This is a genomic window from Microbacterium sp. NPDC077184, assembly GCF_040687055.1.
Lineage (GTDB): Bacteria > Actinomycetota > Actinomycetes > Actinomycetales > Microbacteriaceae > Microbacterium.
The window spans coordinates 32005-58281 of sequence record NZ_JBFBMM010000004.1 but is presented as its reverse complement, the minus strand read 5'-3'; the positions used below and the strand labels follow the sequence as shown (position 1 = coordinate 58281).

The 26277-nt window shown below is 71.5% G+C and carries 21 protein-coding genes; 10 read left to right on the top strand and 11 right to left on the bottom strand.

Annotated elements, in window-relative coordinates:
• Positions 1-542: 542 nt before the first annotated feature.
• Genes AB0O93_RS09130 through AB0O93_RS09120 form a run of 3 tightly spaced genes read right to left on the bottom strand, consistent with a single transcriptional unit; the run spans position 543 to position 5307 of the window.
• Complete coding sequence (locus tag AB0O93_RS09130) at positions 543-1508, bottom strand: NAD-dependent epimerase/dehydratase family protein (protein ID WP_363342640.1); 966 nt, start codon at positions 1506-1508, stop codon at positions 543-545.
• On the bottom strand, positions 1505-4288 hold the full coding sequence (locus AB0O93_RS09125) for an alpha/beta fold hydrolase (protein WP_363342638.1): 2784 nt from the start codon (positions 4286-4288) through the stop codon (positions 1505-1507). Before AB0O93_RS09125 ends, AB0O93_RS09130 begins: the two co-directional genes overlap by 4 nt.
• Positions 4285-5307, bottom strand: coding sequence for a 3-oxoacyl-ACP synthase III (locus AB0O93_RS09120; protein ID WP_363342956.1), 1023 nt, complete (start codon positions 5305-5307; stop codon positions 4285-4287). Before AB0O93_RS09120 ends, AB0O93_RS09125 begins: the two co-directional genes overlap by 4 nt.
• A 147-nt stretch (positions 5308-5454) precedes the next feature.
• Between AB0O93_RS09120 and AB0O93_RS09115 the strand changes: the two genes are divergently transcribed.
• Positions 5455-6144, top strand: coding sequence for an RNA methyltransferase (locus tag AB0O93_RS09115; RefSeq protein WP_363342636.1), 690 nt, complete (start codon positions 5455-5457; stop codon positions 6142-6144).
• A 286-nt stretch (positions 6145-6430) separates the two neighbouring features.
• On the opposite strand, the gene AB0O93_RS09110 is transcribed toward AB0O93_RS09115, so the two are convergent.
• Entirely contained in the window at positions 6431-7768 is a 1338-nt protein-coding gene (locus AB0O93_RS09110; protein WP_363342634.1) for an MATE family efflux transporter, read from the bottom strand.
• A 109-nt stretch (positions 7769-7877) separates the two neighbouring features.
• Between AB0O93_RS09110 and AB0O93_RS09105 the strand changes: the two genes are divergently transcribed.
• The 3 genes from AB0O93_RS09105 to AB0O93_RS09095 are packed head-to-tail and all read left to right on the top strand — an operon-like array spanning position 7878 to position 11453.
• Positions 7878-9854 (top strand): M13-type metalloendopeptidase, encoded by a 1977-nt coding sequence (locus AB0O93_RS09105; protein WP_363342632.1) that lies wholly within the window; start codon positions 7878-7880, stop codon positions 9852-9854.
• A 55-nt stretch (positions 9855-9909) separates the two neighbouring features.
• Positions 9910-10827 carry a serine hydrolase gene (locus AB0O93_RS09100; RefSeq protein WP_363342630.1) on the top strand — a complete coding sequence of 306 codons (918 nt, stop codon included), beginning with the start codon at positions 9910-9912 and terminating at the stop codon, positions 10825-10827.
• 32 nt (positions 10828-10859) lie between these two features.
• Entirely contained in the window at positions 10860-11453 is a 594-nt protein-coding gene (locus AB0O93_RS09095) for an XRE family transcriptional regulator (RefSeq protein ID WP_363342628.1), read from the top strand.
• Positions 11454-11457: 4 nt separating this feature from the next.
• On the opposite strand, the gene AB0O93_RS09090 is transcribed toward AB0O93_RS09095, so the two are convergent.
• A complete protein-coding gene (locus AB0O93_RS09090; RefSeq protein WP_363342626.1) occupies positions 11458-12123 on the bottom strand; it encodes a DUF1028 domain-containing protein in 666 nt (221 codons plus the stop codon).
• A gap of 156 nt (positions 12124-12279) precedes the next feature.
• On the opposite strand from AB0O93_RS09090, the gene AB0O93_RS09085 reads away from it, so the two are divergent.
• The 4 genes from AB0O93_RS09085 to AB0O93_RS09070 all read left to right on the top strand — a co-directional run bounded on the left by AB0O93_RS09085 (position 12280) and on the right by AB0O93_RS09070 (position 17384).
• Positions 12280-13806, top strand: coding sequence for an ABC transporter substrate-binding protein (locus AB0O93_RS09085; RefSeq protein WP_363342624.1), 1527 nt, complete (start codon positions 12280-12282; stop codon positions 13804-13806).
• Between the two features lie 67 nt (positions 13807-13873).
• Complete coding sequence (locus AB0O93_RS09080) at positions 13874-14839, top strand: ABC transporter permease (RefSeq protein WP_363342622.1); 966 nt, start codon at positions 13874-13876, stop codon at positions 14837-14839.
• Positions 14836-15738 (top strand): ABC transporter permease, encoded by a 903-nt coding sequence (locus tag AB0O93_RS09075; protein ID WP_363342620.1) that lies wholly within the window; start codon positions 14836-14838, stop codon positions 15736-15738. Before AB0O93_RS09080 ends, AB0O93_RS09075 begins: the two co-directional genes overlap by 4 nt.
• Positions 15735-17384 (top strand): ABC transporter ATP-binding protein, encoded by a 1650-nt coding sequence (locus tag AB0O93_RS09070; protein ID WP_363342618.1) that lies wholly within the window; start codon positions 15735-15737, stop codon positions 17382-17384. The genes AB0O93_RS09075 and AB0O93_RS09070 overlap by 4 nt, the downstream gene beginning before the upstream one ends.
• A gap of 21 nt (positions 17385-17405) precedes the next feature.
• On the opposite strand, the gene purU (AB0O93_RS09065) is transcribed toward AB0O93_RS09070, so the two are convergent.
• The 6 genes from purU (AB0O93_RS09065) to AB0O93_RS09040 all read right to left on the bottom strand — a co-directional run bounded on the left by purU (AB0O93_RS09065) (position 17406) and on the right by AB0O93_RS09040 (position 23593).
• Complete coding sequence (gene purU, locus AB0O93_RS09065; protein ID WP_363342616.1) at positions 17406-18287, bottom strand: formyltetrahydrofolate deformylase; 882 nt, start codon at positions 18285-18287, stop codon at positions 17406-17408.
• Between the two features lie 169 nt (positions 18288-18456).
• Positions 18457-19677, bottom strand: coding sequence for an MFS transporter (locus AB0O93_RS09060; protein ID WP_363342614.1), 1221 nt, complete (start codon positions 19675-19677; stop codon positions 18457-18459).
• Positions 19674-20255: a PadR family transcriptional regulator gene (locus AB0O93_RS09055; protein ID WP_363342612.1), complete on the bottom strand. Its 582-nt coding sequence runs from the start codon at positions 20253-20255 to the stop codon at positions 19674-19676. The genes AB0O93_RS09060 and AB0O93_RS09055 overlap by 4 nt, the downstream gene beginning before the upstream one ends.
• 152 nt (positions 20256-20407) lie before the next feature.
• Positions 20408-21811 carry an aminomethyl transferase family protein gene (locus AB0O93_RS09050; protein ID WP_363342610.1) on the bottom strand — a complete coding sequence of 468 codons (1404 nt, stop codon included), beginning with the start codon at positions 21809-21811 and terminating at the stop codon, positions 20408-20410.
• Between the two features lie 74 nt (positions 21812-21885).
• Positions 21886-22761, bottom strand: coding sequence for a formyltetrahydrofolate deformylase (purU, locus tag AB0O93_RS09045; RefSeq protein WP_363342608.1), 876 nt, complete (start codon positions 22759-22761; stop codon positions 21886-21888).
• A 10-nt stretch (positions 22762-22771) separates the two neighbouring features.
• The gene (locus AB0O93_RS09040; protein ID WP_363342954.1) at positions 22772-23593 is read right to left on the bottom strand and encodes a methylenetetrahydrofolate reductase; all 822 of its coding nucleotides are present in this window, start codon (positions 23591-23593) and stop codon (positions 22772-22774) included.
• 216 nt (positions 23594-23809) lie between these two features.
• On the opposite strand from AB0O93_RS09040, the gene AB0O93_RS09035 reads away from it, so the two are divergent.
• A complete protein-coding gene (locus AB0O93_RS09035; protein ID WP_363342606.1) occupies positions 23810-25300 on the top strand; it encodes an aldehyde dehydrogenase family protein in 1491 nt (496 codons plus the stop codon).
• Positions 25301-25329: 29 nt separating this feature from the next.
• Positions 25330-26205 (top strand): PaaX family transcriptional regulator C-terminal domain-containing protein, encoded by an 876-nt coding sequence (locus tag AB0O93_RS09030; protein WP_363342604.1) that lies wholly within the window; start codon positions 25330-25332, stop codon positions 26203-26205.
• Positions 26206-26277: the final 72 nt, after the last annotated feature.

Below are 26277 nucleotides of genomic sequence, written 5' to 3'. Positions count from 1 at the left end.
CGAACTCCTTCGATCTGCGGCGGAAGCGGCCCCGAGGGCCGGATTTCGGGGTTCTGTGTGCCGGATGGGAGGAGATCGGTGCGGCGGTCGACGCGTATGTTCGGATCCGGATCCGGGACCGGGATCCGGGATTCGGAATCCCCGTCGCGGGGTCTGGGTTCGGGTCGGGGCCGCCTGCCGCGTCGGGTCGGGACACGGGATCTGGGCCGGTTTCACGGCGGGTCCTTGCCGGGTTGCGGCCCTCGACACGTACCCAACTCCTCAAATCCGGCGTGCGCAGGTCCGGGAGGGGCCGGTTCCGGGGGATCGGGACCGAATCTGAGGAGTTCGGCACGGCACTCGGCGCGCACACAGGGGAGAGGGCCGGGGGACGGTCACGGAGGGCGGGGAGGGGGATCGAGCGGGCCGAACTCCTCAGATCCGTGGCGGAGGAGGCCGGTGCGGCCGGCTTCTGGGCTAGTGGCGCCGGATCGGAGGAGTTCGGTACGGGAGGCCGTCCCCCGCGCAGGGCCGGCCGTGACACCCCGGGCGGATGCCGCGGGTCAGGCGTAGTGCGCGGCGAGGCGGCAGAGGCCCTCGTCGATCGACACCGCGGGCGCCCAGTCGAGCACGGCGCGGGTTTCGCGCTGGTCGAACCAGTGCGCGGTCGACAGCTGCTCGGCGAGGAACCGGGTCATCGGCGGCTCGTCCTCGCCGGGACGCAGCGCCCACACCTTCTCGATGAGCGAACCCGCGCCGCGTCCGACGGCGGCGGGGATGCTCCAGCGCGGCGGACGCACCCCGGCCGCGCGGCACATGCCCGCGAGCAGGTCGCCGACGGGCCGGGGTTCGCCGTTGGTGAGGACGAAGGCGCGGCCGTGCGCGACATCCGCTCGGCGGAGGGCGGCGACGATGCCGGTGGCGGCGTTGTCGACGTACGTCGAATCGATCAGCGCCGTGCCGCCGTTGAGGAGCGGCAGGCGTCCGCGGCGCGCGCGATCGATGATGCGCTCGACGAGCTGGGTGTCGCCCGGACCCCAGACCAGGTGCGGGCGAATCGCGGTGATCGGCATCCCGGCGCTGTCGCGCCCGAGCGCGATGAGTTCGGCCTCGGCCTTCGTGCGGGCGTACGCTCCGTGGGCATCCGCCGGCGAGGCGGGGTCCGCCCCGACGCCGGCGAGAGCCGACCCGGCGTGCGCGACCGACGGCGACGAGACGTACACGAACCGCGACACCCCCGCGGCCTGCGCGGCGTCGAGCAGCCCGACCGTCGCGTCGACGTTCACCGCGCGGAACTCCGCCTCGGCCCCGGCGAGCGACACCTTCGCCGCGAGGTGCACGACGCCTTCGACACCGTCGATCGCGCGCTCGCGCACGTCGGGATCGGTGACGGAGCCCAGGATGTCCGTGACGCCGGCGACTCCCGAGGGGCGGCGCTGCAGCGTCCGCACCTCGTGTCCCTGGGCGACGAGCTCGGCGGCGACGGCGCGCCCGAGGAAGCCCGAGGTTCCCGTGGCGAGCACGATCACGGCGCCACCGGACGATCTCCGGCGAGCACGCGCTCGGCCCACTCCGAAAGGCGGGTGCGGTCGATCTTGGAGTTGTGACGGATGTCGGTCGGCAGCGTCGCCACGGCGAGTACCGCGGCGAGCGGCGTCGAGGTCGCTGCGCGCACCGCCTCGGTCAGTGCGGGATCGGCGAGCCCGAAACGGGATGCCGCGGGCACGGTCTCGATGACGGCGACGGCCTGACGCAGCCGATGCGGCCCGACACCGACGACGGCCGCGCGGCGCACGCCGTCGACCCGCTCGATCTGCTGCTCCGGTCCGACCGGTGCGAGGGGACCGTCGGCCGTGACGATGACGTGCGGCAGGCGCCCCTCGATCCACAGGCGTCCCGACGCGTCGAGGTGCCCGATGTCGCCGGTGCGGTGCCAGCGGGCGCCGTCCTCCGGCACGTCGCGCGCGGCCGCGCGATCGGTCAGCCACAGGCGGTCGTAGTGGTCCTTCAGGTGGGCGGCGCTGGTGAGCACCTCGCCGAGGACACCCGGGTCTTCGCTCGGGGTCCCGGTCGCGCGGCCGTCGGCGTCGAGGGCGCTGATCCGGACGCGGTTCGCCCCGATCGGTGCGCCGACGAGCACGCCGGCGTCGGCGGCATCCGTGGCTCCCGTGATCTCGTCGAGCGTGACGTCGGTCACCAGCAGGCACTCGGTCATGCCGTAGGGGGTATGCGCGGTCGCGTTCGGCATGAGCGCGCCGATCGAGGTCAGCAGCGGCGCGCCGACGGGGGCCCCGGTGGAGAGGAACGCGTCGACGCGCGCGAGTGCGTCGCGGTCGGCCGCGGTGAGCGCCTCGGCGGTGGCGACGACGTTCAGCACGGCGGCGGGCGAGAGGAACACCATGCGCGCGTCGGATGCGCGAACGGCCGCCGCAACGGATGCCGCGGTGAGGGTGCGGGGAGCCGAGACGTCCATGTCGGGGGTCGCCGACCGCGTGCCGAGGGCGGGGCCGAGGAGCGCGAACGGGGCGAAGCCGGTGACGAGGCCCGTGTCGGCGGTGACGCCGAAGTGCGCGGCGAGCACGTCGCGGAGCGCGGCGAGCTGGCCGTGCGTGTACGCGACGCCCTTCGCGGGTCCGGTCGAGCCGGAGGTGAAGAGGATCGCGGCAGGGTCGTCGGGGCCGGGCTCGTCGGGGAGGTCGGCGTGCGCGCCGAGGGCGGCGACGTCGGCCAAGCAGGTAGCGACGCCGAGGGTCGCGGCGGTGACGCGCGGGAGGCGCGCGGCCGAGATCCGCAGACCGGGCCAGCCGAGTACGCGCGCGGCGGTGAGGCCGGGGAGCTCGCCGATGATGACGTCGGGCCAGGCGCCGCGGACGGCGCGGGTGAGTCCCTTCACGCCGAGGCCGGCGTCGGCGACGACAACGACCGCGCCGATCCGGAGGCACGCGTAGACGATCGCCGACAGGGTCGGACCCGGGGGGACGAGGAGCGACACGCGGTCGCCGCGCTCGACGCCCATCGCAGACAGGCCCGCCGCGATCTGGCGCACGCGGGTGTTCAGCTGCCGCCAGCTGACCCGGAGGGGCTCGTCGTCGGAGCCGGCGGTGCCGGCGGCCGCCCGCGTCTCCGCGCTGCTCCGCGTCATGTCGATGACGGCCGTGGCGTCATCGTCGGCGCGCGCCTCGAGGGCGCCGAAGATCGGAGCGAAGGGCGTGGCGGACGCATCGGCTCCGGATGCGGGCGCGGGTGCGTCCGGGGTCGCGGTCGCGGGCGGGGCGGTGGCCGAGGGCGCGGCATGCGTTCCCGAGCGTTCCGCGAACCACTCACCGACCCGCTCCCCGAGCCACGCGAAGACCGCGTCGGCGATCGGCCGTTCTTCGGCGATCATGTGCCCGGCGCCCTCGAAGCGGTGGACGTCGGCGTGCGGCAGGCGCGTGACGAGATCGTCGAGGTAGCGGTCGCCGAAGATCGGGTCGCGCGGGCCCCATAGCATGAGGGCCGGCACGGTCAGCGCGGCGACGCCGGTCGCGATGCGCTCGAGCTCGGCGAAGCTCTCGTGGCGCGCGTCGACGGGGATGTCGGCGACGAATCCGCCGATGCCGTCGCGACGATCGGCCGACGCGTAGGGGGCGCGATACGCGTCGCGGACCGCCGGATCGAGCGCGGGCGAGGCGAGGGAGAGCGTCGTGTCCAGGAAGGCGGTCGTGCGCACCGTCGACGCGGCGAGCACGCCGCGTGCCCCGGCGAGGCGCAGCGGCGCCGGGATCGGCACGCCCTCGGGGTGGTGGATCGCGGTGTTGAGCATCATGACGCCCGCGAGCTGCTCGGGGTGGTCGACCGCCCAGCCGAGCGAGACGACGCCGCCCCAATCGTGGCCGAGGGTCACGACATCGCCGTCGAGCTCGAGCGCGTCCGTGACGGCGCCGAGATCCTGCACGCGCTGCGCGAGCGGACGACGGATGCCGGTCCGCTCGGAGTAGCCCATCTCGAGCTGGTCCACGGCGATGACCCGCCACGCGGGAGCGCCGGCGCGGGCCGCCTCGACGGAACCCGACACCACGCTCCGCCACAGGTACGACCAGGTCGGGTTGCCGTGGACGGCGAGGATCGTCCCGACCGGCGTGAGCCCGAGCTCGTCGAGCGCGGGCTGCGAGTCGAGGAGGTGCCAGGAGCGGGAGGCTCCGGCATCCGTTCCGCGTCCGGGCACCGTGACGATGCGCGAGAAGCGCGGGTCGAGACCGGGAAGCCCCGGCGGCGGAACCTGCGCGCGGCCGTTCCGGACCGGCGGGTCGGCCACCGCGGGAGAGGTCACCAGGCCAGTTCCATCATCGCCGTGTTGAGGCCCGAGCCGACGCCCATGAGGAGGACCCGATCGCCTCGTTGCAGGGTCTTCTGCTCCTCGACGAGGGTGATCGGGATCGACGCGGGGCCGACGTTGCCGAGCGTGGGGAAGGTCGTGGGCACGCGCGAGCGGTCGAGTTTGGCGGCCTTCACGATCGCGTTCGTGTGGACGGAGGAGACCTGGTGGGTGATGTAGCGGTCCATCTTCGACCAGTTCCACTCCGGTGCCGCCTCTTTCCAGGCCGACACGACGAGGTCGAGTCCGCCCTTCAGGAGCGCCTTGGCGTCGGTGAACATGCCGTCGACGCTGCCGACGCAGAGCTCGTGGAACTGCGTGGCCGCACGGGTCACGCCGCCGAGGATCCGGTGGCCCTCGGGGTGCTCGTCGGCTCGACCGAGGACGGCGGCGGCCGAACCCGAGCCGAGGGTCAGCGAGGCGAACTCGCTCATGAACCCGTCGCGATCGGCATCCGAGTGCACGAGGCGGTTGATGGTGTTGACCTGGATCTCGTCGGCGTCCTCGCCGTTGACGACGATCGCGTAGCGGATCTGACCCGACTCGATCATGCTCGCGGCGAGGCTCATGCCGTTGACGAAGCCGAGGCAGGCGTTGGCGACGTCGAAGTTGATGGCGGATGTCGGCAGGCCGAGGCCGTGGTGCAGGCGCACGGCGACCGAGGGTTCGAGGTGCTTGCGGGTCACCGAGGTGTTGATGAGGAGGCCGACTTCGCTCGGGTCGACGCCGGCTTCGGCGAGGGCACGTGCGCCGGCCTGGATGGTGGCGTCATCGGTGGCTTCACCGTCGGCCCAGTTGCGTCGCTCGACGACGCCGGCGACGCGCTGGAGGAGCCCGGGCCGGAGTTTCAGGCGCGCGAGGGCGCCCTCGAGGCGCTGCTCGATGTCGGCGGACGTCGTCACCCGCGAAGGGAGCACGCTCGCGACCGACAACAGGGAGACGTTGTCGAAGCGCGTCGTCGCATTACCGGCCACGAAACCTCCGTCACGGACGTACGCGCCCGCGTCGCCCAAAGCCTTGATTTTACGCGTCCCGCATAGCTCGGTGGGCATATGCGGGGGTGGGGTATGCTCCGCGGTCGAATCGGGTGTCGCGGGGCGTGCTGCGGATACGCTGATCCGATGACCGACGCCGAGCCCGCCGACGGTGCCGAGCCCGTGCGGGAGGCGGCATCCGAAGTTGTGCCCGAGTCCGTGCAGGAGGCCCTGCACGAGGTGGGTGTCGGGCCGTGGCCCGGCGGGTCGGACGCGTGGCCGACCGACGAGCGGTACGACCGTGAGCTCCTCGCCGCGGGCGATCGGCGCAACGTCGAGGACCGCTACCGCTACTGGACGATGGAGGCCATCGTCGCCGATCTCGACGAGCGGCGGCATCCGTTCCATGTGGCGATCGAGAACTGGCAGCACGACATGAACATCGGCTCGATCGTGCGGAGCGCCAACGCGTTCCTCGCCGCCGAGGTGCACATCATCGGGCGCCGGCGCTGGAACCGCCGCGGCGCGATGGTGACCGACCGCTACCAGCACGTGCGGCATCACGAGGACGTCGCGGCGTTCACCGCCTGGGCGACGGATGCGGGCCTCCCGGTGATCGCGGTCGACAACGTCGAGGGGTCCGTTCCGGTGGATCGCGCAGAGCTTCCCGAACGGTGCGTGCTGCTGTTCGGCCAGGAGGGGCCGGGCCTGTCGGCGGAGGCGGTGGCCGCGGCATCCGGTGTCGTGGAGATCACGCAGTACGGCTCGACGCGCTCGATCAACGCCAGCGCCGCCGCCGCCGTCGTGATGTACGAGTGGTGCCGCCGCTGGGCCTGACCCCCGCGGTGTGTTGCCCTCCTGGTGCCCGGTTCGGTGGCGCCTATCTGCGGGTGCTGCGCCGCCGCACCCGCAGATAGGCGCCACCGAACGCGCCCCCGGTTCAGTTGGCGCCTCTTGCGGGTGAGGGCGCCGCGCACCCGCAGGACGCGACGAGTGAACCGGGGAGATCCCAGCGTCGCGGGCTGGGCGTCAGTAATGCGCCCCGAAACCGACAGAGCTGTCGGCGCCGTCGAGATCGGCCGCCTCGGACCCGCCGAAGAGGACGCCGAAGCCGCGCCAGGGGTCAGACGCCGGCGACGGCCCACGCCTGACCGCGGACGCGGGCGCCGAGGGTCGCGAGACGGGCGAGCATGTAGACGCCGAAGAACGCGGCGCCGAGCCACGCGAGTCCGACGGTTCCCGCCGGCGCGAGGGCGGCGACGAGCGCGAGTGCGGGGAGGAAAGGCGCAAGGGCCAGCACGCCCGCGGCGGCGAGGTAGCGGACGTCGCCGGCGCCGATCAGCACGCCGTCGAGCACGAAGACGATGCCGCAGATCGGCTGCGCGACGGCGAGGATCAGCAGCGCGGGCTGGATCAGCGCCGCGAGCTCGGCATCCCCGGTGAAGAGCAGCCCCATCACTCCCGACAGTGCCGCGACGAGACCCCCCACGATCACCCCGAACCACGCGCCCCACGCCACTGTGCGCCCCAGCACCCGGTGCGCGAACGGCACGTCGCCGGCGCCGAGGGCCTTGCCGATCAGGGCTTGCGCGGCGATCGCGAGCGCGTCGAGGGCGAACGCGGCGGCGGAGAAGATCGTGAACGCCACCTGCCAGCCCGCGAGCTCCTCCGTCCCGAGGCCGGTCGCGACCGCCACCGTCGCGAGCAGGGCGACGCGCAGCGACACCGTCCGCACGAACAGCCATCCACCCGAGCGGGCCGACCCCGACACTCCCTCGCGACGCGGACGAACGGATGCCTCGTGCCGACGCGCCAGGCGCCCGATCACGACGACGTAGGCCCCGACCATCGCCCATTGCGCGACGACCGTGCCGACGGCGGAACCGGCGATGCCCCACCCGAAGCCGTAGATGAAGAGGGCGTTGAGGAGGGCGTTGCCGGCGAACCCGAGCCCCGCGATCCACAGCGGGGTCACCGTGTCCTGCATGCCGCGCAGGAGCCCGGTCGCGGCGAACACGACGAGCATCGCGGGAAGACCCCACATCGAGATCCCGAGGTAGGTCCGGGCCTGCTCGGCGACGGCATCCGTCGCTCCGAACGCCCCGACGAGCGCGGGGGTGAGCAGCGACCCGCCGAGCGCGAGCACCCCGCCGAGCCCCAGCGCGAGCCACATGCCGTCGATCCCGACGGAGACCGCGCGGCCCGGGTCGCCCGCGCCGAACCGCCGCGCGACGGCCGGGGTCGTCGAGTACGCGAGGAAGACCATCAGCCCCACGATCGTCTGCAGCACCGCCGAGGCGATGCCGAGCCCCGCGAGAGGCGTCACGCCGAGATGACCCACCATCGCGGCATCCACGATGAGGAAGAGCGGCTCGGCGATGAGCGAGCCGAGCGCGGGGACGGCGAGCGCGAGGATCGACCGATTGAGGGTCGTCGGACTCGAACTCGGGCTCCTGCTCACCCCACGAGCCTAGAAGCCCCGCCCGACACGGGAGTCCGGCGGGTGACGGCCGGTCGAACTCCTCGTTCACCCAGCGAAGACATCGGATGCCGTGTCTATCCTGGGACCCATGACCGATGCCCTCCGCTCCGGCCTCGCGCTGGACGAACTCAGCGCCGAGATCCGCCCCCAGGACGACCTGTACCGCTACGTGAACGGCTCGTGGCTCGAGCGGACGGAGATCCCCGACGACAAGGCGCGCTGGGGGTCGTTCCACCTCATCGCCGAGCAGGCGGAGAAGGACGTCCACGCGATCATCGAAGAGTCCGTCAGCGCCGATCCCGGCACCGAGCCGCGGAAGATCGGCGACCTCTTCACCAGCTTCATGGACACCGAGCGCATCGAGCAGCTGGGCGCCGAGCCGCTGCATCCGCTCCTCGCCCGCATCGACGCGGTCTCTTCGATCGAGGAGCTCCTGGTGCTCCTCGGCGAGTTCGAGCGCGAGGGCGTCGGCGGGCTGCTCGGCCTCTACATCGAGGCCGACCCGGGCGACCCGCAGCGCTACGTCCCCTTCGTCGCGCAGTCGGGGCTTTCGCTCCCCGACGAGAGCTACTACCGCCTCGAGAACTTCACCGAGCTCCGCCGCGTGTTCGAGGGGCACGTCGCACGGATGCTGACCCTCGCCGGAGTGCCGGATGCCGAGGCCGCCGCCGCGCGCATCCTCGCCTTCGAGACCGAGGTCGCCACCCACCACTGGGACAACGTCCGCAGCCGCGACGCGGTCGCCACGTACAACCTCTTCGGCTGGGACGACCTCGTCGCCCGCGCCGGTGTCGACCTCGCGCCCTGGCGCGACGCGCTGGCCCCGGGCCGTGCGGAGGCGTTCGCCGAGGTCGTGGTGTCGCAGCCGAGCTTCGTCGAGGCGCTCGCCGGCATCCTCGTCCCCGAGCGCCTGCCGGTGCTGAAGGACTGGCTGCGCTTCCGCGTCATCCGCTCGTGGGCGTCGCTGCTGTCGGAGGACTTCGTCGCCGAGAACTTCGCGTTCTCGGGGACCCAGCTCTCCGGCGTCCCGCAGCTGCGAGAGCGCTGGAAGCGGGGCGTGAGCTTCGTCGAGGCGGCGATGGGGGAGGCCGTCGGCAAGGTCTACGTCGATCGGCACTTCCCGCCGGCGGCGAAGGACGCGATGGACGAACTCGTCGCGAACCTCATCGAGGCGTACCGCCGGAGCATCACCGACCTCGAGTGGATGAGCCCCGCCACCCGCGAGCGCGCCCTGGAGAAGCTCGACGCGTTCACCCCGAAGATCGGCTACCCGAAGAAATGGCGCGACTACTCGGGGCTCACGGTCGACGCCGGCGACCTCGTCGGCAACGCCCTGCGCGCCCACGTGCTCGAGCACGACCGTCAGCTGGCGAAGATCGGTCAGCCGATCGACCGCGACGAGTGGCTCATGACGCCGCAGACGGTCAACGCCTACTACCACCCGCTGTACAACGAGATCGTCTTCCCGGCGGCCATCCTGCAGTACCCGTTCTTCGAGGCGGACCGGGATGCCGCGGCCAACTACGGCGGCATCGGCGCGGTCATCGGGCACGAGATCGGGCACGGGTTCGACGACCAGGGGAGCCGCTACGACGGCACGGGTGCGCTCAACGACTGGTGGACCGCCGAGGACCGCGCGGCGTTCGAAGAGCGCACCGCGAACCTCATCGCCCAGTACGACGCGCTCTCCCCGGTCGGCCTCGGCGAGGAGCACACGGTCAACGGGTCGCTCACGATCGGCGAGAACATCGGTGACCTGGGCGGGCTCGGCATCGCTCTGAAGGCGTATGCGCTGCACCTAGAGAAGGCGGGTGAGCCGGCCGACGGCGGCGAGATCGACGGGTTCACCGGCATCCAACGCCTTCTGCTGAGCTGGGCGCAGATCTGGCAGCAGAAGGGCCGGGATGCCGAGACCATCCGCCTGCTGACGATCGACCCGCACTCGCCGAACGAGTTCCGGTGCAACCAGATCGTGCGGAACATCGATGCGTTCTACGATGCCTTCAGCGTCACCGAGAGCGACGCGCTGTGGCTGCCGACAGACCAGCGCGTGACGATCTGGTGATCCCGGGCGGAACCCGAACCGCCTGACCCGCGAAACCCAGGAAGGACGCGCGAGCGTGGCCACCGAACCCCGAAAGGATGCCGCGCCTCTGCGGAGCGCCCGGAAGCGCACCGAGCGACGCCTCCCGCGCCGCGCGGCGGTCGGGAGACGGTCGTTCGCGCCGTCGATGAAGGCGCTGGAGTCGGTCGCGGCGTCGGGGGCGAAGGTCGCGGTGCACGTGGCCGACCTCGACCGCGGCGACGTGGTGCTCGAGGGCGACGACCACCTGACCCTGCCGGTCGCGGGCCTCGGGGTGGTGCCGCTGCTGATCGACGTGGCGGCCGGTTTCACCGCCGGTGCGCTCGATCCGCTCGAGATCGTCGACCGCGGCGGGAACGATGCCACGCCCGGCGGCGGGATCTGGCGGCACCTGAAGGCGCCCGCGCTGCCGCTGACCGATCTCGCGGTGCTCGCCGCCGCGGCGGGGGACGCGCTCGCCGCGAACATCCTGCTCGAGCGGGTGGGTCTTCCCGCGGTCCGGACGCGCATCGAGGCGCTGGGTCTTCGCCGCACCGCGCTCATGGACCGCTTCCGCGACGACCGCGGACCGGACGACGCGCCGCACGTCGCGCTCGCGTCGGCGCGCGAGCTCGCTGAGCTGTTTGCGGCGCTCGTGAACTCCTCCGCGGTCTCGCCGGCGGTGAGCGTCCAGGTCGCGGAGTGGCTGAGCCTCAACCAGGACCTGTCCCTCGTCGGGTCGGCGACCGGTCTCGATCCGTTCGCGCACGACGACGATGCGCACGGGATGCTCTTCGTGAACAAGACCGGTCGGGATGTCGGCATCCGTGCTGAGGCGGGCGTCCTCGGTGGTCCCCGCGCCGGCGTCGCCTACGCCCTCATCGTCTGCTTCGACGACCTCTCCATCGCCCATCGCCTGCGCGCCCATGAGGCGTTCCGCATCCTCGGCACGGACATCATGGAGTACGTCTTCTAGGAGGGTCCGGGGCCCCGGGTAGGGTGAAGCGGATGAGCCGGAAGACCGAGACCGAGGAGGCGCGAGCGGTCCAGACGCTCGGCGCCGCGGTGCGCGACGCCCGACGCCGCCTGGGGCTGAGTGTGCAGGCGCTGTCCGAGAAGGCCGGAGTCAGCTTCGGCCTCGTCAGCCAGCTCGAACGCGGCATGGGCAATCCGTCCCTGCAGTCGATCCACCGCCTCGCGAGCGCCCTCGGGGTCCCGGCGGGGCAGCTGCTCGACGAACCGGCGGGGGAGCTCGCCGTCGTCCCGGCCGGTCAAGGGCACCGGATGCCGCCCATCGCCGACATCCCCGCGGACCAGCAGTCGGTGCGCGAGCTGCTCACTCCGCGCGGGGAATCGATGCTGCAGCTCATCCGCTCGACCCTGCCCCCGGGATTCAGCAACGAGAGCCGCCCGTTCCGCCACATCGGCACCGAGACGGTGACGGTCGAATCCGGCGTGCTGGTCGTCGCGCAGGGCGAGCGTCGCGTGCGCCTGGAGGCAGGTGACACCGTCACCTACGGTTGCTCGGAGGCGCACTGGTGGGCCAACGGGCACGACGCCGAGACCGTCGTCCTCGGCGCGGTCACGCCCTTCGAACGGTGAGTGATCACGCCTTACGAGCGCTGACGGTGCCGCGGAGGTCCGCTGCCCGCAGCTCGACGAGCCGGGCGAGGTCGTCCAGCGGATCGGCGTGATCGTCCACGCGCAGATCGACCGTCCCGTCGGCCTCCGTCGGACCCGCCACGAGCACGGCAGCACTCTGCCGGCCGCGGACGTCTCCACCCGCCCCTTCGCCCGCGGCGAGGACGCCGACCAGTACACCGGCGAAGCGCGCTGCGGCATCCGGAGCGTCGGCATCGAGCGTCCACAGCGGCGCGAGAGCGTCCCGCATGGCGTCCAGGACGCCGGGGCCGGCGAGGAGGTTGCCGGCGACGATCGCGTCCTCGAGGACGAGGTGCCCGGTCCACGGTGTGGTCTCCGTGCCCGTGTGTGCGGCCCCCGCCCCGTGCGCGGGGAGGAGCAGCGCCTGGCGCAGCGGAGCACCGGCATCCCACTCCGCGATGCGGTCGATCGCGGTCTGCGCGTCGGCCCCGGCATCCGTCGCGTCCAGCAGGAGCCCGCGCAGCGCGCGGTTCGTCCAGGCCTGACTCGCCACCGCTCCGACCCCGGGTCGCACCGCCGGGACGGCGTTGCCGACGGCGAGCGAGCGGCTCGCGGTGGCTGCGCCGAGGAGGCCGGACTGCGGATGCCGGGCCAGGACGGTGAAGGTCATCTGTTCCTCTCGCGGGGGTGGAGCCGATTGTGAAGATTCTGTTTCGAGATCGCCGGAGGCTTGTCCCGTCCCCTCATGGTGGCACATACTGATCGAATCATCATCAAAATGATGCCCCCGAGATGATGTTCCGTCCGACAACCCGATAGGCACACCATGAACAAGCGCACCGCACTCGGCGCGGCGTCCCTCGTCGCCGCGCTCACGCTCGCCGGCTGCTCCGCCGGTGAGAGCGTCGACATCGACGGCGCCGACAGCGTCGACGGCGACGTCCTTATCGCCGCGATCGGCGGCGAGCCCGACCAGCTCGACCCGCAGCGCACCAGCTCGTACTTCGCCTTCGAGGTGCTGGAGAACGTCTTCGACACCCTCGTCGCCCCCGACGAGAACCTCGAGATGCAGCCCGCGCTCGCCGAGAGCTGGGAGGTCAGCGACGACCAGCTCACCTGGACCTTCGACCTCCGCGACGACGTGACCTTCCACGACGGGTCGGAGTTCACCAGCGAGGACGTCGTCTACTCGTACCGCCGCATCATCGACGAGCAGCTCGCCAACGCGTGGAAGTTCGCCGCGATCACCGACATCACCGCGCCCGACGACGACACCGTCGTCATCACCGTCGCCCAGCCCACCCCGAACCTGCTCAGCAACCTCGGCGGCTTCAAGGGCATGGCGATCGTGCAGCAGGAGAACGTCGAATCGGGCGACATCACCACCGCCCCCATCGGCACGGGTCCCTTCTCGGTCACCGGATACTCCTCGGGCGACCGCATCACCCTCGCTGCCAACGCCGACTACTGGGGCGGCGCCCCCGAGCTCGCCGGCGTCGAGTACCGCTTCATCTCCGAGCCCGCGACGGCCCTCGCCGCCCTCCGCGCCGGCGACATCCACTGGACCGACGTCGTGCCGCCCCAGCAGGTGAGCGAGCTCGAGTCGGACGACACCGTCCAGCTCGGTCTGACGCCCTCCAGCGACTACTGGTACCTCGCCCTCAACGAGGCGCGCGAGCCGTGGAACGACGTCCGCGTGCGCCAGGCGCTCGCCTACGCCATCGACCGCGACGCGATCGTCCAGGCCGTCAGCTACGGCACCGCGGCGCTGAACCAGCTCGCGATCCCCGAGCAGAGCGTCTGGTACACCGCCTACGACGAGTACTCCACCGACCTCGACACCGCTCAGGCCCTCCTCGACGAAGCCGGCTTCACCGGCGGCACGCTCGACCTGCTCGCCACCTCGGACTACCCCGAGACCGTCACCGCCGCGCAGATCATCGCGTCGAACCTCGAGCCCCTCGGGATCGACGTCGAGATCCGCCAGCCCGACTTCTCGACGTGGCTCGACGAGCAGAACACCGGCAACTTCGACATGCTCATGATGGGCTGGCTCGGCAACATCGACCCGGACGACTTCTACTACGCCCAGCACCACACCGACGGTGCCAGCAACGCGCAGAAGTACTCCAACACCGAGGTCGACGCGCTGCTTGACGCCGGACGCATCGAGACCGACCCCGAGGCGCGGAAGGAGCAGTACGCCCAGGCCGCGACGATCATCGCCGACGAGGCCAGCTACATCTACCTCTACAACCCCTCGGTCATCCAGGTCTGGTCGCCGGACGTGACCGGCTACACCACGCGCGCCGACCGCGCGATCCGCTTCGACGAGGCGTCGCTGGCCGGCTGAGCCGCGGCATCCCGAGCATCGCCGAAGAGCCCCCCGCAGCACACGAGACCCGACGAGAGCAGACGACATGAGAATGAGACCCGCACGCATCGCGCGGTTCCTCGGCGTGCGTCTGCTCTCGTCGGCGATCGTGCTGCTGGGGGTGATGATCGTGGTGTTCGCCCTCATCCAGCTCGTCCCCGGCGACCCCGTGCGCCTCGCGCTCGGGACCCGCTACACCCCCGAGGCCTACGAGGCGCTGCGTGCGGCATCCGGACTCGACCGTCCGCTGTGGGAGCAGTTCTTCGGCTATCTCGGAAGCGCCTTCACCGGCGACCTCGGGGTGAGCTTCCGCAACGGCCAGCCGGTGACCGTCACGCTCCTCGACCGGTTGCCGGCGACGATCTCGCTGGCGCTCGTCGGTCTCATCATCGCGATCATCCTGTCGGTGCCCGCCGGCATCTACTCGGCGCTCCGCGAGGGTCGCCTGAGCGACGTGATCGTGCGGCTCACCAGCCAGTTCGGCGTCTCGATCCCCGACTTCTGGCTCGGGATGCTGCTCATCTCGCTGTTCTCCGTCACCCTCGGCCTCCTCCCCGCGAGCGGGTACGTCGCGTTCGGCGAGGATCCGGCGGGGTGGCTCCGGCAGGTGCTCCTCCCGGGCCTGACGGTCGGACTCGTGGCGGGGGCGATCATGACCCGCTATATCCGCGCCGCCGTCATCGACGTCGCCTCGTCCGGATACGTCCGCACCGCGGTGTCGAAGGGCCTCCCGCGCCACATCGTGACCTTCCGTCACATCGTCCGCGGCGCCCTCGTCCCGGTGCTCACGATCGCCGGCATCCAGCTCGCGACGATCCTCGGCGGCGTGGTCGTCGTCGAGGTCGTCTTCGCCTGGCCCGGTCTCGGCCGCCTCGTCTACGAGGCCGTCGCCGCCCGCGACTACCCGCTCATCCAGGGCGCCGTGCTGCTGGTGGCGGTGATGTTCATCATCGTGAACCTCATCGTCGACGTCCTCTACGCCATCGCCGACCCGAGGATCCGCGTCTCATGAGCGTCGACCAGCTGAGCTCCCCGACCCCCGCCGCCGCGAGCGGGCGGACCCCCGCCTGGCGCCTGCTGCTGGCGAACCCCGTGACCGTCACGAGCTCCGCGGTGCTGCTCGTCATCGTCGTCGCGTCGGTGTTCTCCGGCATCCTCGCCCCCTACGGCATCAACGACATCGACGTCGCCAACGCCCTCCAGCCCCCGAGCGTCGCGCACTGGTTCGGCACCGACGAACTCGGCCGCGACGTGTTCTCGCGCGTGCTCGTCGCGGGCTCGACCTCCCTGTCGATCGCCGTGGTCGCGGTGCTGTTCGCCCTCGTCCTGGGTCTCGCCATCGGCGCGGTCGCCGGCTACCGCGGCGGATGGGCGGATGCCGCGCTCATGCGCGTCGTCGACGTCATGTTCGCCTTCCCGGTGCTGCTGCTGGCCCTGGCGATCGTGGCGATCTTCCAGCCCGGGCAGCTGACGACGATGATCGCGATCGGCGTCGTCTACACCCCGATCTTCGCCCGCGTCGCCCGTGCGAGCGCCCTGTCGGTGCGGACCTCGCCGTTCGTGCAGGTGTCCCAGACGATGGGGACGCCCGGGTGGTCGATCCTCTTCCGCCACGTCCTGCCGAACATCTCCGGGCCGATCGTCGTGCAGACCTCGCTCTCGCTGGCGTTCGCGATCCTGTCCGAGGCGGCGCTGTCGTTCCTCGGTCTCGGCATCCAGCCGCCCGCCCCCTCGTGGGGCGGCATGCTCTTCACCGCGCAGGGCTTCCTCGGCCAGGCGTGGTGGATGAGCGTCTTCCCGGGCGCGGCGATCTTCGTCACGGCCCTGGCCTTCAACCTCGTTGGGGACGGCCTGCGCGACGTGCTCGACCCCCGACAGCGGAGCCTCATCGAGGCGAGGAGGGCGCGATGAGCGCGAACGTGCTGAGCGTGCGGGACCTGCGGGTCTCGATCGGACCGCGCGAGATCGTCCACGGCATCGACTTCGACGTCGCCGACGGGCAGACCCTCGGGATCGTCGGCGAATCCGGGTCGGGCAAGACCATGTCGGTGCTCGCCGCGACGGGACTCATCGACGCCCCCGGGGCGCGCGTGTCGGGGTCGAGCATCCTCCTCCCCACGTCGGGATCGGATGCCGGGGCGGATGCCCTGGCCTCGGGGATCGAGCTTGTCGGCGCCTCGGAGCGGACCCTCCGGAGCGTCCACGGCGACCGCATCGGGTTCGTCTTCCAGGACCCGTCGACCTCGCTGAATCCCTTCCTCACGATCGGGCGCCAGATCACCGAGTCGCTCGAGGTGCACCGGCGCCTGAGCGGGAAGGCGGCGCGGACCCGCGCGATCGACCTCCTCGAGGCCGTCGGCCTGCCGAATCCCGATGAGCGCGTCGACGCCTACCCGCACCAGTTCTCCGGCGGCCAGCGCCAGCGCGCGATGATCGCGATCGCCCTCGCGTGCGACCCGGCGCTCCTCATCGCCGACGAGCCGACCACCGCGCTCGATGTGACCACGCAGGCGCAGATCCTCGAGCTCGTCCGCGACCTTCAGCGCGAGCGCGGTACCGCGGTCGTGTGGATCAGCCACGACCTCGGGGTCATCGGCCAGGTCGCCGACGACGTCCTGGTGCTCCGCGAAGGCACGGCACTCGAGCAGCGCCCCGCGGGCGACCTCTACGCCGACCCGCGGCACGACTACACGCGGGAGCTCCTGCGCGCCCGGCCCCGGATCATCGCCGGGGCGGGACCCGCCGCGCCCGCGGCATCCGCTCCTCTGCTGGAGGTGCAGGGGCTCGACGTCTCCTTCACCATCTCGACCCCGACCGGGCATCGGAGCATCCACGCCGTCGACGACGTCTCGTTCACGCTCGACCGCGGCACGACCCTCGCGCTCGTGGGGGAGTCCGGGTCGGGCAAGTCGACGATCGCGGGAGCGCTCACCGGCCTTGTGGCGCCGCGGGCAGGGACGGCGACGCTCGCGGGCTCCGACGTCCTGCGCGCCTCGCGGCGTGAACGGCGCCGCATCGCGATGGTGTTCCAGGACCCGTTCGCCTCGCTCGACCCGCGCCGGAGCGTCGGCGACGCGATCGCGGAGCCCCTGCGCGTGCACCGGCTCGTGCCCGGGGGCGTGCGCGGGCGCGACCGGCGGGTGCGGGAGCTGCTCGACCTCGTCGGGCTGCCCGAGGCCTTCGCCACGCGCTTCCCGCACGAGCTCTCCGGCGGTCAGCGCCAGCGGATCTCGATCGCACGCGCCCTCGCCCTCGAGCCCGAGCTGATCATCCTCGACGAGGCGACCGCGTCGCTCGACGTCTCGGTGCAGGCACACGTGCTCGAGCTCCTCCGGCGCCTCCAGCGCGAGCAGGACCTCACCTACCTCTTCATCGCGCACGACCTCGCGATCGTGCAGGAGATGAGCCACGCCGTGGTCGTGCTCAAGGAGGGGAAGGCCGTGGAAGCGGCATCCTCCGCGGAGATCTTCGCGAACCCGCGGGAGGAGTACACGCGGCGCCTGCTCGAGGCCGTGCCGCCGGAGGTCCCGCGCGCCGCGCGCACCGGCGAGGGCTGAGCGCGGTCCGGCGCGGTCGGTCTAGAAGACGATCGTGTGGTTCCCGTGACGGATGACGCGGTCCTGGGCGTGCCACAGCACCGCGCGGGAGAGCACCTGGCGCTCGACATCCGCTCCTCGGCGGGCGAGCTCCGACGCCGAGTCGGCGTGCGTGACCCGGACGGTGTCCTGCTCGATGATCGGGCCCTCGTCGAGGTCGGACGTGACGTAGTGGCTCGTCGCGCCGATGAGCTTGACGCCGCGCTCCTTGGCCTTGCGGTACGGCTCGGCGCCGATGAACGCGGGGAGGAAGGAGTGGTGGATGTTGATCACCGGCACCCCGAGCTCGCGGAGGAAGTCGCCGGAGAGGATCTGCATGTAGCGGGCGAGGACGACGAAGTCGACGTTGCCCTGCAGGAGCTCGAGGATCTTCGCCTCGGAGGCGCTCTTGTCGGGACCCTTCACCGACGGGACGTGGAAGAACGGCACCCCGAAGGAGCGGACGTCCTCGGCCGAGGTGGTGTGGTTCGAGATGACCATCGGCACGGTGACGGGGAGGTCGCCGCGGCGGTGGCGCCACAGGAGGTCGAGGAGGCAGTGGTCCTGCTGCGAGGCGAGGATCGCCATGCGCTTGGGGACCGACTGGTCGGTGACCGACCACTGCAGGTCGAACCCGTCGCCGAGGGTGCGGGCGAGGTCGGCCTCGATCTCGGGGAGCGCTGCGGTCAGGTTGGTGCGGTGGAACACCACGCGCTGGAAGTAGTCGCCGCCGACCGGGTCGTCGGAGTACTGGTCGAACGCGACGATGTTGCCGTCGTGCCGGGTGATCAGCGCCGACACCGCCGCGACGATGCCGGGGCGGTCGGTGCCGTGGACGATGAGGCAGGCGTGGTCGGGTGCGAGGTGCGGGAGGTGCGCGGCCATTGTTCGATTCTGCCAGTCCCTCCCCGCCCCGCCGCATCCGCCCCCTCCCGTCCCTTCGGTCCCCTTCTTGGCCGCGAGACTGCATCCTCCCGTCGAAACTGCGTGCGCGGCGTGCAGTCTCGACCGGAGGATGCAGTCTCGCGGTCAGGGGGACGCCGGCGGGGCGCGGTCAGGGGGAGGGGGTGAGGACGTGGCGGTCGCGGCCGGCGGCGACGCCGATCACCATCTGCGCGAGGAGGACGGCGAGCAGGATGCCGAGCGAGAGCAGCCAGCCGCCGGTGAGCGCGTACGCGAGACCGAAGGCGACGGGGCCCGCGGCGGCGATGATGTAGCCGACCGACTGCGCCATCCCCGACAGGGCCGCGGACTGGTCGTGATCGCGCGCCCGATCGGCCATCAGGGTCAGCGACATGCTGAGCGAAGCGCCCGTCGACAACCCGATCAGCACGATCCACAGCGACAGGGCCGCGGGCTGCGCCATCAGCCCGATCACGCCGATCACGGCGAGCACGGGAAGGAGCGCCGGGATCCAGCGGCGGATCCGCCCGCGCAAGACCAGCGGGAGGGCGAGCGAGCTCACGATCGACACCAGCTGGTAGACCATGACATCCACCCCCGCCATGACCGGCGACCGTCCGAGCGAGGTCGAGATCGCCGCGAGCCACGTCAGCGTCATGTAGAACAGCGTCGCCTGCACGCCCATGTATCCGGCCACCGCCCAGGCGACGCGGTCGGTCCAGATCCCGGTGCGCCCCGGCATCCGTGCCGAGCGGATGCCGCGACCCGGCTCGCTCCGGCGGAACCACGCCCACGCCCCCGCCGCGAGGGGAAGCGCCGCGAGACCGGTGATCGCCAGGGAGAGCCGCCAGTCGTCCGGCGTGGGACCCGCGTTCGACAGGGGCACGGCGACGCCCGAGGCGATCGCTCCGGCGCCGCCGAGGAGGGCCGTGTACAGCGCCATCAGGGCGGGGACCCGGGTGGGCGCGTCGCGCTTGATGACCGCCGGCATCAGCACGTTCACCAGAGCCAGGGCGACGCCGATGAGGACGGTCCCGAGCCAGAGCGCGGCGACAGGGCCCGGGAGCGAACGGACCACGGTTCCGATCGCGAGGAGGACGAGAGCCCCGAGCACGCTGGTCGACATCCCGAACCGCCGACTGATCGCGAGAGCGAGCGGGGAGACGGCCGCCCACACGAGCAGGGGCACGGCACCCAGGAACCCGAGCGTCGGCGCCGTCAGCCCGGTGTCGGCGCCGATCTGCTGGAGCAGCGGGCCGACGGACGTGATCGTCGGGCGCATGTTGATCGCGACGAGGCAGACCGTCGCGACCAGCGCCCAGGTCGCGGGAGCGCGCCCGAGGTCGCGCCGGGCGGTCGGCGAATCGGTCACCGGCCGATCCGGTCGACGAGGTCGAGCCCGCGGCGCGCCCACGCGATCTCGCCCTGCGCGCGCTCGACGAGACCCTCGTAAGCGAAGCGCTTGTAGGCGATGGTGCGCTCGCGATCGTCCTCGGCCGTGACCGCGAGGCGCCGCACCAGCATGGGGTTCTCCACGGCGTCGATGCGCTCGATCTCGCGCTCCCACTGCGCGAGCTCCGCCTCCCACTGCGCGATGTGCGCGTGGAGGAAGCGACGTGCGGACTCGGCATCCGTCGTCTCGAGGTAGGCGGCGCGGAGATGGGCCGGGTCGCGCACGCGCTGGTAGTCGAGGGGGCCGCGCATCCAGTCGAGGAAGGCGCGGTCTCCGGCATCCGTCACGTGATACACCCGACGTGTGCCGAGGCGACCGCGGGTCTGCTCTTCGGGTTCGATGAGTCCCTCGGACGCCATCTTGCGCAGCTCGGGATAGATCTGGGAGTCGGGGGCGTGCCAGACGTGTCCGACCGACTGCGAGAACTGCTTCTGCAGGTCGTATCCCGACAGGGGGCCGACGCGCAGCAGCGCCAGCAGCGCGTATCGCAGGCTCATCGCTCTCCTCCCGTCCCCACCGTACCGATCCCCGCCCCGCCGCCCGTCCCTCCCCTGACCGCGAGACTGCATCTCCCCGTCGAGACTGCGCGCGCGGCGTGCAGTCTCGACCGGAGGATGCAGTCTCGCGGCCAGGAAGAGGGGGTGGGGGGTCAGGCGGTGTAGCCGGTGCGCCAGCCGCCGTGGTAGGTCTGGCGGGCGACGGTCGAGTAGGGGACGGGGCTCACGACGGCGCGGACCTCGAGCTGACGGTGCGGCTCCACCGAGGCCTTCGACGTGCCGCCGTTCGGCTCGCCCCAGACCACCGTGACCTCGGCGCCCTCGGGCACGTCGGGGGCGACGGTGGCGAGCGACAGGGCGCGCTTCTCGTTCGCGCTGTAGCCGGTGAACATCGAGAAGCCCACGACGCTGCCTCCGGCATCCGTCACCGCGTCGTAGTTGGCCGAACCGTAATTCGCCAGCGGCAGGTCGAAGAACTTGTAGCTGTCGTTGTCGGTGTCGAACAGCGAGGCGAAGATCTTCGTGACGTCCTCGGCGTTCCACGCGAGGGTGACCTTCCGGCGCTGCGTGGCCGGGTCGATCTTCTCGAGCGCGTCGCGACCGATGAAGTCGTGGTCGAACTTCACGAACGACCCGTAACCCAGCTCCCACGGGGTCAGGTAGTAGTCCGAGATGTCGTCGGACACGAACGACCCGGCGAGCGTCCCGGTCGCCTCGTAGCTGTCGACGCCGAGCCATTCGCGGTAGGCGCGCTCGGCCTCGCCGTCGTAGATCGCCGGCAGCGGCGAGGGGATCCAGCCCGACTCCAGCGTGTTCGAGGGGTACGCGCGCGATCCCACGGGGACGAGGCCGAACTCCGCCCCCGCCTCGACGATGAGGTCGCGGATGCGGTGGTGGTCGGCGTAGGGGCCCCAGATCTCCAGGCCCGGTGCGCCCGCCATGCCGTGGCGGAGGGTGCGGACGTTCATGTCGGCGATGCGCATCGTCGACATGTTGAAGAAGCCGAGCTTCTCCAGCGGTCCGCCGTTGAGCTTCTCGATGACGTCCCACGCCTTCGGACCCTGGATCTGGAAGCGGTAGTACTTCCGCGACACCGCGTCACCGTAGGGGCGGGAGGGGGAGCGGCGGTCGACCTCGATGTCGAGGTTCTGATAGCCGCCGGTCTCGCCGTGGAACATCAGCCAGTTCGACGCCGGCGCCCGGCCGACGTAGACGTACTCGTCCTCGGCTTCACGGAACAGGATGCCGTCGCCGATGACGTGTCCGGACGCGGTGGTCGGCACGTACTGCTTGGCCTTGTTCACGGCGAAGTTCGCCACCGAGTTGATCGCGGTGTCGGAGATCAGGCGGATGGCGTCGGAGCCGCGGAGGAACACGTTGTCCATGTGGTGCGACTGGTCGTAGAGCACCGCGGTGTCGCGCCACGCACGCTGCTCCTTGATCCAGTTCTGGAAGTCGGCGGGGACGACGGGGTAGATGTACGAGCCGATGGGCGAGTTGCGCAGCAGCTCGACGGCGTTGCGCTGATCCAGCAGCTGCTGAAGGTTGTCGGCCATGAGGGGAACCTCTCTGTTCGGGGTGTGGCGGTGTCTGTTCGGGGTAGGAGGAGCAGGGGCGGGGTCTCGCCGCGTCAGGCGAAGACGATGGTGTGGTTGCCGTGACGGATGACGCGGTCCTCGGCGTGCCACTGCACGGCGCGCGAGAGCACGGCCCGTTCGACGTACGCCCCGCGGACTTGGAGGTCGGCGGCACTCATCGAGTGGTCGACGCGGGCGATGTCCTGCTCGATGATCGGTCCCTCATCGAGGTCCTTCGTGACGTAATGGCTCGTCGCGCCGATCATCTTCACGCCGCGCTCGTGGGCCTTCCGGTAGGGAGCTGCGCCGATGAAGGCGGGGAGGAAGGAGTGGTGGATGTTGATCACCGGTACCGCCACGCGGTCGAGGAAGTCCTCCGAGAGGATCTGCATGTACCGCGCGAGGACGACGACGTCGACATTGCCGGCCAGGAGCTCGACCATCCGCGCTTCGGCCTCGGTCTTGTCCGGTCCCTGAGAGGGCACGTGGAAGAAGGGGATGCCGAACGAGCGGACGTCCTCGGCGATCTTGGTGTGGTTGCTGATGACCATCGGTATGGTCACGGGGAGTTCGCCGCGGCGGTGGCGCCACAGCAGCTCGAGGACGCAGTGGTCGGATGTCGACGCCAGGATCGCCATCCGCTTGGGGACCGACTGATCGGACAGTGCCCACTCGAGTCCCAGCCCGCCGACGGTCTCGGCGAGATCCGCCTCGATCTCGGGCATCGCGGCGGCGAGGCCGGGACGGTGGAAGACCACGCGTTGGAAGAAGGCGCCGCCGTCGGCGTCGTCGGAGTACTGGTCCAGCGCGACGATGTTGCCGTTCTGCCGGCTCACCAGGGCGGAGACGGCGGCGACGATGCCGGGGTGGTCGGGGCCGTGGACGATCAGGCAGGCGCGATCGCGCAGCGCGTCGTTGTGGACGGTCATCAGCGCCCCCTCACGACCGCGGCTCGGCGGACGAGGACGCGCCGTACTGCTGGACCCATTCCGCCGTGGCCAGCAGCCCGCCGAAGGTGTAGAAGTGCAGCTTCACATCGCCGGATGCCGGTCGCTCCGCCAGCAGGGTCGACAGGTCGGAGACGAACCGGTCAGGGCCGGCAGTGCCCATGAGGTTGGTGAGGGAGAAGCCGTACTTCTTCACGATCATCGCGTTGGCGCCGACGCCGAAGCGCCGCGCGAAGCCGATCAGTCGCTTGATGCCGGCAGGTCCCGGCGTGCCGATCCGGATCTGCGCGTCGATGCCGCGGTCGCGCACCTGCTCGATCCACGCCATCACCGGATCGGTGTCGAAGGCGAACTGCGTGAGGATGACGGCATCCAGCCCCTGCTCCTTCAGGGCTGCGACCTTGTCCTCCAGGTGTCGCCAGAGCACATCGCTCGCGATGTCGGGGTGTCCCTCGGGGTAGCCCGCGATCGAGACCTCCGTCGCACCGTGCGCCTGCAGCAGGCCGGACCGGATGACCGACAGCGAGTCGGGGTAGGGTCCCTCGGGCTCGGCGGGATCGCCTCCGACGGCGAAGACGTGACCGGTGGCGCCGACCTCCTGCAGGCGTCCGAGGAATTCCTCGAGCTGAGCCGCGGATGCCAGGCGTCGAGCGGAGATGTGGGGGACCGGGATGAACCCGTGGTCCGCGACGGCCTTCGCCGCCGCCAGGCGCATGTCGAGGTCCTCGTTCCCGAGGAACGTCACGTTGATCTTCGTGCCGGGCGGGATCGCGGATGCCGCCTCCTCGAGGCCGGCCACGTCCTTCCCGGTCATCTCCAGCGAGAAGTCGCTGATCAGCTTCCGTGCGGCCACGGGGTCGGCGGCGGGAGTGTGTCGAGACACGGATCGAGGTCCTTTCCGCTGTGCGGCGGGGCGCATCATCGCGCCGTCGAAAGGACTTTACCTATACGCATAGGGAATGTCCATAGACACATCGCGACGGGCGTGCGATCTTGGAAGCCGCAGAACACGTCAACGAGAGGGACAACGATGTCTACCGTCACAGAACAGACCGCTGCGTCACTGATCGACCCCGAGGTCTTCGCCGGCCGCATCCACATCGACGGCCACTGGGTGCCGGGGGGTGGCGGCGAGATCGCCTCCGTCGAGCCGGCGACCGGCGAGACGCTGGCGATGGTGGGGATGGCGGATGCCGACGACGTCGCGCGCGCCGCGGAGGGCGCGGCCCGTGCGCAGAAGGAGTGGGCGGCGATGCCGCACCCCGCGCGTGCCGCGGTGCTCCGGAAGGCCGCGCAGCTCTGGGAGGCGCACGCCGAGGAGATCATGGGATGGAACGTGCGCGAGGTCGGCGCCATCCCGCCGCTCGCCGGGTTCGCCCTGCATGTCACCGCCGCCGAGTGCTACGAAGCGTCCTCGCTCCCGTCCGCCCCGCTCGGGTCGATCCTCTCCAGCGAAGAGCCCCGGCTCTCGCTCGCGCAGCAGATCCCCGTCGGTGTCGTCGGGGTGATCTCGCCCTTCAACGTCCCGCTGATCCTCGGCATCCGTGCCGTCGCGCCCGCCCTCGCCCTCGGCAACGCCGTGCTGCTCAAGCCCGACCCGCGCACCGTGATCACCGGCGGCGTCAGCATGGTGCGCATCTTCGAGGAGGCGGGCCTTCCCGCCGGACTCCTGCAGCTCGTCCCCGGCGGCGCCGAGGTCGGGGAGGCCATGGTCGCCGACCCGCGCGTGCGCGTCGTCGCGTTCACGGGCTCGACGCGCGCCGGGCGGGCGGTCGGCGAGCTCGCCGGACGCCACCTCACCCGCGCCCACCTCGAGCTCGGCGGCAACTCGGCCTTCATCGTGCGCCACGACGCCGACGTCGACAAGGCCGTCAATCTCGCGACGTGGGGCGCGTTCCTCCACCAGGGGCAGATCTGCATGACCGTCGGCCGGCACATCGTGCACGAATCGCTCTTCGACCAGTACGTGGAGAAGCTTGCGGCCAAGGCCGATTCGATGCACGTCGGCGACCCCGCGGCGGGCCAGGTGCACCTCGGGCCACTCATCGACGAGGTGCAGCGCGACCGCGTCCACACCCTCGTGCAGGATGCCGTCGCTCAGGGCGCGACGCTCGCCGCGGGCGGCACGTACGAGCAGCTCTTCTACCGTCCGACGGTCCTCGCGAATCCCCCGAAGGATGCCGCGGCGTACTGCGACGAGGTGTTCGGCCCCGTGGCCTCCGTCGTATCGTTCGCGACCGACGACGAGGCCGTCGCGCTCGCCGCGGACACGGAGTACGGGCTCTCGCTCGGCATCGTGACGGCGGACGCGCTCGCCGGCTACGAGTTGGCGACCCGCATCCCGTCGGGCATCGTCCACGTCAACGACCAGACGGTGAACGACGAGGCCAACGCCCCCTTCGGCGGGGTCGGGGCGTCGGGGACCGGGTCGCGGCACGGCGGAGCCCAGGCGAACATCGACGCGTTCACCGAGACGCGCTGGATCACCCTGCGCCGCGAGCCCGGTCAGTACCCGCTCTGAGGGTGCGGGTGCAGTGGCAGGATGGGGCTGTGTCAGCCCCTTCTCCTGCGACGGTGCGGCGGGCCTCGCCCGCGCGGCAGGTGCTCACCCTCTTCGGCGACTACTGGTGGGACGTGGCCGAGCCCCTGCCCTCGGGGGCTCTCGTGTCGGCGCTCGGCGACCTCGGCATCAAGGAGGCGGCCGCGCGGGCGACGCTCACGCGCCTCACGCGTCTCGAACTGCTCGTCGGCGATCGCGTGGGCCGGCGCACCACCCACCGCCTGTCGGAGCGAGGGGCGGCGATCATCGCCGAGGAAGCGCGGTGGCTCGACACGTTCGGCCAGGTCGAGCCCGACTGGGACGGCCTGTGGAGCGTCGTGGCGTTCTCGATCCCCGAGTCCCGCCGCGCGCTGCGGCACACGGCGCGGTCGCGGCTGAAGTGGCTCGGCTACGCACCCCTGTACGACGGGATGTGGATCTCGCCCCGCGACACCGCCGACGAGGCGATGGCGCAGCTCCGCGACGCCGGCGTCGATGACGTCACGGCGATGCGCGCGCAGCTGCAGACCACCACCGACGGAGGCCCGCAGGCGGCGTGGGACGTCGCGGGCGCCCGCGAGGAGTACGACTGCTTCGCGGACGAGCTCGCGCGCGCGATCGCCGGCGTCGACCCCGGGGCGACGGGGGCGGACGCGTTCGCGGAACGCTCGCGGCTCATGCTGGCGTGGCAGCGCTTCCGCGGCGTCGACGTCGGCCTTCCGCGCGAGCTCCTGCCCGACGGGTGGCCGCGGGTGGAGGTCCGTCGGCGGTTCGCCGAGTTCTACGACGGGCTCGGGCCCGCGGCCGAGGAGCGGATGCGGTCGCACATCGCCGCGATCAGCCCCGAGCTCGCCCCCGAGGTGCGGCGGAGGCGGCTCGCGAGCTGACCCGACGGGCGCGGCATCCGTTCGGGTGGCCGTTGTGGCCGCCTCGCCGCGCGGGAGGGGGCCACGCGCGAC

Excerpts from the sequence above, each read along its gene's own strand:
- AB0O93_RS09085 (WP_363342624.1), top strand. The coding sequence starts at position 12,280 with ATGAACAAGCGCACCGCACTCGGCGCGGCGTCCCTCGTCGCCGCGCTC.
- AB0O93_RS09075 (WP_363342620.1), top strand. The coding sequence starts at position 14,836 with ATGAGCGTCGACCAGCTGAGCTCCCCGACCCCCGCCGCCGCGAGCGGG.
- AB0O93_RS09105 (WP_363342632.1), top strand. The coding sequence starts at position 7,878 with ATGACCGATGCCCTCCGCTCCGGCCTCGCGCTGGACGAACTCAGCGCC.
- AB0O93_RS09035 (WP_363342606.1), top strand. The coding sequence starts at position 23,810 with ATGTCTACCGTCACAGAACAGACCGCTGCGTCACTGATCGACCCCGAG.
- purU (WP_363342608.1), bottom strand. The coding sequence starts at position 22,761 with ATGACCGTCCACAACGACGCGCTGCGCGATCGCGCCTGCCTGATCGTC.
- AB0O93_RS09090 (WP_363342626.1), bottom strand. The coding sequence starts at position 12,123 with ATGACCTTCACCGTCCTGGCCCGGCATCCGCAGTCCGGCCTCCTCGGC.
- AB0O93_RS09115 (WP_363342636.1), top strand. The coding sequence starts at position 5,455 with ATGACCGACGCCGAGCCCGCCGACGGTGCCGAGCCCGTGCGGGAGGCG.
- AB0O93_RS09070 (WP_363342618.1), top strand. The coding sequence starts at position 15,735 with ATGAGCGCGAACGTGCTGAGCGTGCGGGACCTGCGGGTCTCGATCGGA.
- AB0O93_RS09040 (WP_363342954.1), bottom strand. The coding sequence starts at position 23,593 with ATGACCGGGAAGGACGTGGCCGGCCTCGAGGAGGCGGCATCCGCGATC.
- AB0O93_RS09095 (WP_363342628.1), top strand. The coding sequence starts at position 10,860 with ATGAGCCGGAAGACCGAGACCGAGGAGGCGCGAGCGGTCCAGACGCTC.
- AB0O93_RS09055 (WP_363342612.1), bottom strand. The coding sequence starts at position 20,255 with ATGAGCCTGCGATACGCGCTGCTGGCGCTGCTGCGCGTCGGCCCCCTG.
- AB0O93_RS09080 (WP_363342622.1), top strand. The coding sequence starts at position 13,874 with ATGAGAATGAGACCCGCACGCATCGCGCGGTTCCTCGGCGTGCGTCTG.
- AB0O93_RS09050 (WP_363342610.1), bottom strand. The coding sequence starts at position 21,811 with ATGGCCGACAACCTTCAGCAGCTGCTGGATCAGCGCAACGCCGTCGAG.
- purU (WP_363342616.1), bottom strand. The coding sequence starts at position 18,287 with ATGGCCGCGCACCTCCCGCACCTCGCACCCGACCACGCCTGCCTCATC.